10 protein-coding genes are annotated in these 9360 nt (G+C 63.8%); 5 read left to right on the top strand and 5 right to left on the bottom strand.

Going from position 1 to position 9360, the window contains the following annotated elements; genetic code table 11:
- Positions 1-289: 289 nt before the first annotated feature.
- Genes VN856_RS16250 through VN856_RS16240 form a run of 3 tightly spaced genes read right to left on the bottom strand, consistent with a single transcriptional unit; the run spans position 290 to position 4587 of the window.
- Positions 290-1981, bottom strand: a complete 1692-nt coding sequence (locus VN856_RS16250; RefSeq protein ID WP_325690800.1) for an aldehyde dehydrogenase family protein — start codon at positions 1979-1981, stop codon at positions 290-292.
- 20 nt (positions 1982-2001) lie between these two features.
- Complete coding sequence (locus VN856_RS16245) at positions 2002-3678, bottom strand: GMC family oxidoreductase (RefSeq protein WP_325690798.1); 1677 nt, start codon at positions 3676-3678, stop codon at positions 2002-2004.
- A gap of 36 nt (positions 3679-3714) precedes the next feature.
- Positions 3715-4587, bottom strand: a complete 873-nt coding sequence (locus tag VN856_RS16240) for an SDR family NAD(P)-dependent oxidoreductase (protein ID WP_325690796.1) — start codon at positions 4585-4587, stop codon at positions 3715-3717.
- Between the two features lie 144 nt (positions 4588-4731).
- Between VN856_RS16240 and VN856_RS16235 the strand changes: the two genes are divergently transcribed.
- Entirely contained in the window at positions 4732-5556 is an 825-nt protein-coding gene (locus VN856_RS16235) for a helix-turn-helix transcriptional regulator (RefSeq protein ID WP_325690794.1), read from the top strand.
- Positions 5557-5705: 149 nt separating this feature from the next.
- A complete protein-coding gene (locus VN856_RS16230) occupies positions 5706-6389 on the top strand; it encodes a TetR/AcrR family transcriptional regulator (RefSeq protein ID WP_325690792.1) in 684 nt (227 codons plus the stop codon).
- Here the strand turns inward: VN856_RS16230 and VN856_RS16225 are convergent.
- Positions 6358-6984 (bottom strand): PadR family transcriptional regulator, encoded by a 627-nt coding sequence (locus VN856_RS16225; protein ID WP_325690790.1) that lies wholly within the window; start codon positions 6982-6984, stop codon positions 6358-6360. The genes VN856_RS16230 and VN856_RS16225 overlap by 32 nt on opposite strands.
- A gap of 73 nt (positions 6985-7057) precedes the next feature.
- Between VN856_RS16225 and VN856_RS16220 the strand changes: the two genes are divergently transcribed.
- Both VN856_RS16220 and VN856_RS16215 read left to right on the top strand, forming a co-directional pair.
- The gene (locus VN856_RS16220) at positions 7058-8161 is read left to right on the top strand and encodes a nitronate monooxygenase (RefSeq protein ID WP_325690788.1); all 1104 of its coding nucleotides are present in this window, start codon (positions 7058-7060) and stop codon (positions 8159-8161) included.
- Positions 8162-8177: 16 nt separating this feature from the next.
- Positions 8178-8579, top strand: a complete 402-nt coding sequence (locus tag VN856_RS16215; RefSeq protein ID WP_325690786.1) for a VOC family protein — start codon at positions 8178-8180, stop codon at positions 8577-8579.
- A 249-nt stretch (positions 8580-8828) separates the two neighbouring features.
- Here the strand turns inward: VN856_RS16215 and VN856_RS16210 are convergent, their stop codons facing one another.
- A complete protein-coding gene (locus VN856_RS16210) occupies positions 8829-9062 on the bottom strand; it encodes a hypothetical protein (RefSeq protein WP_325690784.1) in 234 nt (77 codons plus the stop codon).
- A gap of 176 nt (positions 9063-9238) precedes the next feature.
- Here VN856_RS16210 and VN856_RS16205 point away from each other — a divergent pair.
- Positions 9239-9360 (top strand): NAD(P)-binding protein (locus VN856_RS16205; RefSeq protein WP_325690802.1); only part of this gene is annotated, 122 nt, incomplete at its 3' end.

Raw genomic sequence — 9360 nt, 5'->3', positions numbered from 1 at the left:
GCCCGAATCAGCGCTTGCCGCTCATACAGCCCATCAGTTTCTCTTTCATGTTCCCGGTGCTCAACACTCGACCGCGCATGCTTGACGCGCTCTGTCCGAGCCACTGGCCTGACCCGCATCGCAGATTCGCCCTAGCCTGTCGAAATTCGGCGTCGGCGTCGAATGAAGCCCAGTGCGGCGTCTCGTCTGGCGCGGTGCACCGCGGCGGGCGGGCTGGTGCAACAACGGAATTCGCAGATGAAGCGGCTTATGCGTGCTGACGTAGACGCCGATTCGGGAGCCGTGTTGCTCATCCGCGCAATGCCGACAGGAAGATTCGCGGTAGTGCGATGGGGTTGCGGTGGACGAGGAATCGTACGAGCCGTCTGACGGTAGTTTTGGCTGTCTTGTTGGTGATGAAGAAAACTGGCTTGGGCGAGAGGGTCAGTTCTCCGTTGAACAACGAGCGGGGCGCGGGACGGAACGGGATCTCGACGACGGCTTTCTGAGGTCTCGGGAGCATAAAGGTGTTGTGTACCATTCCGGTGCCGCTGCCGATGTCTTGTGCGGTGTTACCGGGAAACGCCCCCCAGGTCGCCAATGCGAACGCCATCCCCGTCCATGTGTTGATGCCGATGGCGCCGTAGCGCAAGTGCGCCAGCGCGTCATCGAAAGCCTGGGCGTTCTGCTTGCGGCTCTTTGGGTCGACAGTGATAACTGCGCCGAGGTTGCCGGGCAGCACGTCGTTGGCGAACTCAACGGCGTTGTGCAGGAACTGCTCTGCTGTCTTGCCCGGAAGTCGCACGATGCCGAGGACACCAGCGAAGACTTCGTCGGTCAGGATGCTGGCGCCGCTATCTGTGTCGACGTCGGTGATGAGGGCGCGGGTGCGGTCGCCGTCGAGGAACTCGGTTCCCATCATGCCGCGACAGGCGCGGGTGATTTTGTCCTCTGAGCCTGGGTAGTAGGGGGCTCGGGGTTCTGCATTGCTGATGACGGCGCGGACTTCGGCGATGAGTCTGTCGGCCAGTGGCCAATCCTGCGAGAGGACGAGAACCTGTGTGGCGTTGCAGTTGTGGCCGGAGTTGAGCAGTTTGGTCGTGGCGATATGTTCGGCTTGGAACCGCAGGTCGCGCGGGCTCCAATCGCCGGGGACCACGATGAAAGGACTGACGCCGCCGAGTTCGCCGGTGATTGGCTTGTCCAGTAGCGGCGTGTTGTTGGCTTTGCGGCTGGCGGCTTGATCGCCGGTTCCCCATACGATCGCGTCGTAGGTGGCTGCGGAGCCGGTCAGGTGGATGGTATCGACCTTGGGGTGGTGTGCCAGGTAGCTGCCGACGTCGGCGCCACCATAAAGCAGGCGAAGCCAGCCACGCGAGATGAACTCACTAAAGATGTGTTCGTAGAACGACCCGAGGTATTCGTTGACCGGGTTCATTTTTGCTGCGCAGACATTGCCCCGGATGTACAGCTGGTCAATGATGTCCAGCGCAGTGATGCTGCCGAGGTTGCCCGCGCCCAGGACCAAGCACACTTCGGGGTCACTGGCGTCGGTCCCGCGGTACAGCGCGGCCGCCTGCGCGCGTGTTTGTTCGGCGCTGACGCCGGGCTCAATCCACACTTGCGCCTGATAGCCGTTGAGCAGCAGGCGGTCGTACCCGGTGACAGGGAAGACGTCGACGACGACTTGGCCGTCGGGTCTCGTGTGAACAGCGCCGGCGTTAACCGGCTCTTGTCCTGCGAGAACCCTTTTGAGAACCAATATTTGGGTGTTGATGGCCTGAACCAATGTCCAGATGTTTGTCGTCCATTCTTCGGCGACCCACGCGGAGGTCGGTCCGATGCCTTTGGCCTCAGTAGCGGCGGCCGCCATGCGCGGTGCAACGTCTACGATCCTGGGCGGCAGCGCCTCCAGCATTGCTATCTTCGCGCGCAGCGGTAGGTTCGCCCATCCAGTCGCGCCCGACCGTAAGTCCTCGAGCGCCAGATCGAGCGCTGGCATGTCACGCATGGTCCTTGCGTTCATTTGGCAACCTTTGCTTGTTGAGGTTCGTCTGCTGTTAGAGTTTGCCGCCCGGCGGCGCGGGCCGGAAGCCGTAGCGTCGTTGTCTGCTCTTTGATGAGGTCGGCAGCTTTTTCGGCGAGCATGACAGTGGCCGCGTTGGTGTTACCGCTGACGACGGTCGGCATCACGGATGCGTCGATGACACGCAGCCCGTCGACGCCGCGCACATTCAATTGCGGGTCAACGACCGCGTTTTCGTCGATGCCCATCGCGCACGTTCCGACAGCGTGGTACTCGGTCTGCGACCAACGTTTCGCATGTTCGGTGAGCCCGGCGTCGCTGGGGTCGATCTCCGTCGGAACGTTGAGGCCGCGAAGGTATTTGGAGATCGGACTCTGGTTGGCGATCTCCAGTGAAACGCGCAATCCGGCCGTGATGTCCGCGAGGTCGTCGGGGTGCGCGAAGTAGGCCGGGTCGATGTGCGGATGATTCAACGGGTCCGTCGACCTCAACCACATCCGACCCCGACTGCGCGGGTGCGTCGATGCGGTCAACATGGTGAAGTTCGGCAGGGGTGGGCTGGTGCGGCCGTGATCGACGAACGCGGTTGGCCCGCCAATCAATTGCACATTGGGCACGTCGCCGCCTGCGGTGGACACAAAGCCCCCGACCTCAGCGCCGTTGGAGGCAAACGGGCCTCCGTGGCCGCCCTGCCAGAGCGCCATGTTCTCGGGGCTTGCCATCTCGAGCAGATCGGTGGAGTGCTGCGTCGCCCACACAAGCGGGACCATGGTGTGGTCGTGCAGGTTCTCTCCCACGCCCCGCACGTCTGCCACGACGTCGATGTCGTGCGTGCGCAGCTGGTCGGCAGGACCGATCCCCGAAAGCAGCAATAGCTGCGGAGAGTTGATGACGCCGCCGCTGAGCAGGACCTCCGACGCGGCGTGGGCGATCGTCTCGGTTCCGTGCAGGACATAGGAGACACCCGTAGCCCGGTTGCCATCGATGAGCACACGCGTCACGTGGGCGCCCACCCGCACAACGAGGTTGGGCCGCTGCATCGCCGCGCGGAGATAGGCATCGGCGCCTGACCAGCGGCGGCCGCTGTGACAGTTGACCTGATATGCGCCCGCACCGATCTGGCGCGCGCCATTGAAGTCGTCGTTGCGGGGCAAGCCCCATTCCGTGGCGGCATCGACCCAGGCCTGTGAGAGCTCGTGTGTGAACAACCGATCCTCGACATGCAGCGGGCCGTCGATGCCATGGAATGGCGCCCCGAGGCGGCTGTTGCGCTCGGCCTTGACGAAGTAGGGCAGCACACTGTCGTAGTCCCATCCGATATTGCCGCGCTCGCTCCATCCGTCGAAGTCGGCGCGGTGTCCCCGGATGTAGACCATCAGATTGATCGACGATGAGCCGCCGAGCGTCTTTCCCCGGGGGAAGGTGGTCGAGCCGTGATAGTTGGCCTGCTGTTCAATCTGGTAATTCCAGTCGACCTCGGTGCCGAAATGGGCGCTGAACAGGGCTGGCACCTGGATCGTCTCCAGGGTGTCGTCCGGTCCGGCCTCCAGTAGGAGCACCCGGGTCGACGGGTCCTCGGTGAGCCGGTTCGCCAGCACACAACCTGCGCTGCCAGCGCCAACGATGACGAAATCAAAGGTCTCGGTCGAACGAATCAATGGTGTCGAAGTCATGGGTGGGAACGGTACACCATCTGAGTGCATACGCCATCAGATGGTGTCTGGCCTCACATGGTGGACCGTAGGTTGGGCGACGTAGTAGTCGGTCGACAGGCTGATCGACCACCACCGCTTCTGGTCGCCGGCCGTACGTTGCAGCTTCTCGGCGACGTCGAAGACGGCGGTGGCGCCGAGCTGGATCCGCTCGGGAAGCTCGTCATACGAGGCGAGGTCGAGGATGATCTTGGCGGCCTTGACCGGGTCGCCGTCCTGGTCGTAGTTCGTGTCCACGGCCCAGTCGCGGGCCGACCCGGCCGTCGCGGAGTAGTCGTCGAGTCGCATCTGCACCACTGAAAGGCTGCTGCCGTCGAGGAAGTTCGTGCGGAACGGGCCCGGCTCTATGGCCACCGACCTGATGCCCAATGGCGCCAATTCGTGGGTCATGGCCTCCGACAGCGCCTCCACCGCGAATTTCGTCGCCGCGTACACACCCCAACCGGGCCAGGCGACGAAACCGCCCACAGAGGACAGGTTCACCACCAACCCGGATCGGGCCGCCCGCATATGAGGCAGGACCGCTCGGGTCACCGCCAGCAGGCCGAACACGTTGACGTCGAAGAGCGCGCGTGCTTCCGCGTCGGAGGTTTCTTCGACCGCACCCACCAGGCCGCGACCGGCGTTGTTGACCAGGACATCGATACGGCCGAACCGCTCGGCGGCAGCGTCCACCGCGGCACTGACCTGTTCGGGAACGCTGACGTCGAGGCCGACGGAAAGCAACCGGTCCCCGCCGTCGGGGATCGCATCGAGCACCGACTGGGGGTTGCGGGCCGTTGCGACCACGCGTTCGCCGCGGGACAGCGCCTCCTTGGTGATCTCGAGTCCGAAGCCGCGGGACGCTCCGGTGATGAACCACACTGACATGTCGAGTCCTTTCGAAGGTCTGGTGTCTGAAACAACGCGATGCCCGACCTCCTGACTCCAGTTCTCGAGTCCCGTTGAACCTAGGTCCGCCAGAACCAGGTTCGTTACTTCCACCGGCGTGCGTGCGGGGCGATAATGAGCGGCATGACGACCCGCCGGGACGAGCTGTCGCAGTTCCTGAGGTCGCGTCGTGCGAGGCTCGCCCCCGCGGCCGTCGGGCTGACGGCTGCCCGCAATGGGCGGCGGGTGAGTGGCCTGCGGCGCGAGGAGCTGGCGATGTTGGCGGGTGTGAGCCCGGACTACTACGCGCGGCTGGAACAGGGTCGGGCCGTTAACGTCTCCGACCAGGTGCTCGAGGCGGTCGCGGAGGCGCTGCGGCTGGACGAACTGGAGCGGCGCCATCTGGCGGCCCTAGTGAAGCCGCAGGCCGATGCGCAGGTCAACGGCTCACTTCGCGTACGGCCCGCGCTGCGTGCAATGGTGCGCGCGCTGGACCCGACACCCGCCGTGTTGCACGGTCCGCGACTCGAGGTACTGGCCATCAACCGGGCAGCCGCGATGCTCATCCACGACTTCGACGCGATGCCCGAATCCGAACGGAACATGGTCCGGTGGATTTTCCTCGACCCGAACGCGCGCCTGGTCTACCCGGACTGGCCGGAGATCGCCGCGCAGCTGGTGGCGATCTTGCGGGTGGCGGCCGGACGAGACACGACCGATGCGCGCCTCGCCGAGGTCGTCGCCGAACTGTCGGAAGCGTCGCCGGAGTTCGCCCGCTCGTGGGCCGATCGGAATCTGTTCCAGCACACACACGGGCCCAAACGTTTTCACCACGAGCCCATCGGCACCATCACCGTCAACTACGAGACGATGCATCTTCCCGCCGACCCCGGACTGTCGCTGATTCTGTATACGGCCGACCCGGGCTCGCCGTCGGAAGCGAAGCTGCGCGAACTCGTCGGACGGTGACCGAGTAGTAATACTCGGTCCGCGGTCTGCGACCACCGAAACATATCTGAGGGTGGATATCATCAGATGGTGTCTGACCTCACATGGTGTACCGTCGGTGAGGCGGCTGAGGTGGCCGCCCCTGTTGTGATGGGCAAAGGAAGCGGCCGGTGCGGGATTACGACGGCAAGACGGCGGCCGAGCGCATCGCTGACCGCCGAGAACGACTTATCGACGCGGGCGTCCAACTCTTCGGCGAGCGGGGATACGCAGCCACGTCGATCCGTGCCGTCCTGTCGCAGTCGGGACTACGGGATCGCTACTTCGGCGAGAGCTTCGCCGATCTCGACTCGCTGCTCGCCGCCGTTTATTCGCGGCTGATCGACGAAGAAGTGTCCGGCTGCACCGCCGCGATCGACAAGACGAACGGCGGATCGGAGGGTGCCCACGCGATGATCGACACGATAACGCGTTCATACGAGAAAAATCCCCATCAGGCCCGCATCAAGTCGCGGGAGGTCCTCAGCGGCGGCCCCGTTGCCCGCGAACAACGACGGGCAGGGCTTCGCCGACTCGCCCAGCTGGTCGCCGACCTCCTGCCTTCGAGTACGACGCTGAAGCAAGGCGATGTACTTCTGCTTGGCCTCGGTATCGTGGCCGCCGCCGACGAGCTCCTGATGACGTGGATGGACAGCCCAGAAGGAATGACTCGTGACCGTGTGGTCGACGTAGTGATGCTGATGTTCGATTCAATCGCTCACCAGATCAGCTCCAATGAGAGCCGCTCGCAGGGGAGCGAGGGTCGAACTGGCGACCAGCGGGCTAAGCGTTCTGGGCGGGCCACTCTGAAGTAAAGGCGTACGGCGGCGCGGTCGCACCACCCGCGTGCGTCACGCCCGTCCACTCACCGATCGCATCTTCGGCCCACTGGGCCCATCGGACGAGAGCCTCGTATTGACCCATGAGCAGCTTGCCGGTGATCGCAACGATCGGCAGTCGGTCTGGGAATGGGCCGCCCGTAGTTGCGTATTGCGTTGATCTGTCAAGGATTTCAGCCAGTCGAGCCTCAGCGTCTGCCCGGATTTCGGTTACCGCCGAACGCAGCTGGCTCACATCGCCCGCATCTGCGAACGCCACCTTCAGCATGGCTACGAACTCCATGCGCATCCCAGCGGCGGGTGCGTCCAACCACTCTCGCAACGCCTCGCGACCAGCTTCGGTGATCTTGTAAACGGTGCTACGCCGCTTGCCCGTGAAGGAAGCCTGCGCGGTAGCGAGCCCAGCGGCCGCCAGCTTCTTGGGCTCTTCGTAGACCATGCTGGCCGCCCGGGGCCAGAACCAACTCACCGTGCGGTCCATCTGTTGAGCAAGTTCGTAAGTCGTGAACGGCTGGATCGCGAGCAGCCCGAGTATCGCGAACGACGTTGGGGTCAGCTGCTTGTTCGGCATGAGGTTGACAATACTCCGATTCGGACTATTTTAGACTAGATCCTCCGAATCGGAGTATATCGAAGGAGCGCCCATGTCCCCCACTGAATCGGCTATCGACGACGGTCAGCGCCGCCCAACGGCCCCGGGGCAAGATGTCATGCCCATCCCGACCCGTCTGACTCAGGCGCTTGGCATCCGACATCCATTCGTCGGAGCGGGCATGGGTTTCATTGCCCACGAGCATCTTGCCGCTGCGGTCACTAATGCCGGCGGACTGGGCGTGCTGGGAGCATCGCCCGATCCCCCCGGAAGCCTGCCCGTGATGGTGGACCGATTGCGCGCCTTGACTTCTGGGCCATTCGGGGTCGACCTTATCTGCGCCGAGACCGGATTCGGGCCGGCCTGCACCGGCCTGCACATAGATGCGTGCGTCCAGCTGGGCGTGCCCCTGGTGGTGTTTCACCATGACCCACCGCAGGCGCGCTGGGTCACCGCGCTACGCGCCGCGGGCATCCATGTGTGGATGCAGGCCTCCTCGCCCGAGATCGCTTCGGCTGCAATCGAACTTGGCGTCGACGCGATAGTTGCGCAGGGCAGCGAAGCTGGTGGTCATGCCCGCGGACGGATCCCGTTGCACGCTTTACTGCGGACGATCCGTCACAAGTGGCCTGACATGCTCCTGGTCGCTGCAGGTGGCATAGCCGACGGCACGGCCGCAGCCGCGGCATTGCGGGCGGGCGCTGACGGAGTCTGGGTAGGCACCGCGTTGGTCGCGGCCCTGGAAGCCAACGCCCATCCCGAGTACAAGCGTCGACTTATCGATTCACCCGGTAGGACAGTGTGCTGCACCGCATTCGGGCCCGAGTGGCCCGACCAGCCGTACCGCCTGCTCGCCAGCCCCGCGGTGCTCAGCGCGGAGGCAGGCGATCGCGGTGCGGATCCGCAGGAGCGCGGGCCGATCGGCCGAACGCGACTCTTTCCGCATTCAGTGAACATGCCCTATGACATGCCGCCCAGGTCGACGCTGCCGCCAACGCCCGAAACCAGCGGTGACTGGGAATCGATGGTCTACCCGGCAGGCGAAGGGGTTGGCGCTGTTCAACGCACCGCGCCAGCCGCCGAGATCATCGGACAGATGATGAGCCAGACATACGCGATACTCGCAGCTGATCACCCGCTTCCCAGCCAGATGTGAACCCAGAGGCATTCAAATGGCAACTTTCAGCAAGGTGTCACACATATCGTTTTCCGTTCGCGACGCCGAGACGAGCGCCCGATGGTGGGCCGAGCTTCTCGACCTCACCGAAATCGACCGGGTCTCAGGCAACGGGTGGCAGGGGGTTCTCCTACTGCACCCGACGTCGCGGACGGTCATCGAGTTCCAGCAGCATGACGGGAATCAGGGCGAAACCTTCGATCCGCGGCGCACCGGGTTCGATCACATGGGCTTCAAAGTCGACACACGTGCTGATCTAGACGAATGGCTGATCCGGTTTGAACAGCTCGGCGTCACCCACTCGCCAATCGCCGAGCGTGAATACGGTGCGGTACTGACGTTCAAGGACCCCGACGGCATCCAGTTCGAAATGTTCTTCAAAGCCGACCACCCATAGCACAGGTGCGGGCCGAGTAGCCGGGACTACTCACGGCGCAGTTTCTCCAGCACTTCTGCTGTGCGGCTGTCGTAAATCATCGCGTCGGTAACGTCGGAAGTCTTATGAACCCGACCTCGGGCAAGCGGACTTGCATCGAACGAATGTTCCTCTGCGCCAACGTCGTTGCATAGTAGCGCATCAGAGCGACGACGTGTTTTGCCGCTACATAGCCTGCGGCGCCATGGTTCATGGTGGCAAAGGTTGGGCTTAGGACTTGAACGCAGCGGCCGAGCTGGTGATCACGATGGCGCTGCCGCCTTCACCGCGTTCCAACAGCGGCGGCAGCGACGCCTCGATCGTGAAGTAAACCCCTGTCAGCATCACATCGACTGCGTCGAGGAATGCTCCAAATCGCGGGGGAGGAAGCTCCGAGCCCGGACAGGATGCAGCGTTGGCCAACACAAATTCCAGCCGCCCTAGTTCGGCAACCCCCTGGTCCACAAAGGCTTCATCCGATTGAGGTCGCGCACGTCGATTTGCTCGGCGACGATCCGGCGGTCGGCCTTCTCGATCAGATTGACGCCATGGTATGAGTTAGACGCCTAGTCCCGTCGGCTGATCTGCGACGAACGGTCAAAAAGATCGCACCCGGATCCCAGCCATGCGACAGTTCCTCGATGGCGAGAACGGTCGCGGTGATCGGGGCTGGACCCGGCGGGCTGGTCGCGGCGCGCTGGCTGCTCTCGCAAGGATTCGAACCGACGATCTTCGAGCAAGCACCGGCGCTGGGCGGCCAGTG

It is taken from the genome of Mycobacterium sp. (genome assembly GCF_035603715.1).
Lineage (GTDB): Bacteria > Actinomycetota > Actinomycetes > Mycobacteriales > Mycobacteriaceae > Mycobacterium.
This window is presented reverse-complemented; position numbering and strand designations above follow the sequence as displayed.

Excerpts from the sequence above, each read along its gene's own strand:
- VN856_RS16250 (WP_325690800.1), bottom strand. The coding sequence starts at position 1,981 with ATGCCAGCGCTCGATCTGGCGCTCGAGGACTTACGGTCGGGCGCGACT.
- VN856_RS16245 (WP_325690798.1), bottom strand. The coding sequence starts at position 3,678 with ATGACTTCGACACCATTGATTCGTTCGACCGAGACCTTTGATTTCGTC.
- VN856_RS16240 (WP_325690796.1), bottom strand. The coding sequence starts at position 4,587 with ATGTCAGTGTGGTTCATCACCGGAGCGTCCCGCGGCTTCGGACTCGAG.
- VN856_RS16235 (WP_325690794.1), top strand. The coding sequence starts at position 4,732 with ATGACGACCCGCCGGGACGAGCTGTCGCAGTTCCTGAGGTCGCGTCGT.
- VN856_RS16225 (WP_325690790.1), bottom strand. The coding sequence starts at position 6,984 with ATGCCGAACAAGCAGCTGACCCCAACGTCGTTCGCGATACTCGGGCTG.
- VN856_RS16220 (WP_325690788.1), top strand. The coding sequence starts at position 7,058 with ATGTCCCCCACTGAATCGGCTATCGACGACGGTCAGCGCCGCCCAACG.
- VN856_RS16215 (WP_325690786.1), top strand. The coding sequence starts at position 8,178 with ATGGCAACTTTCAGCAAGGTGTCACACATATCGTTTTCCGTTCGCGAC.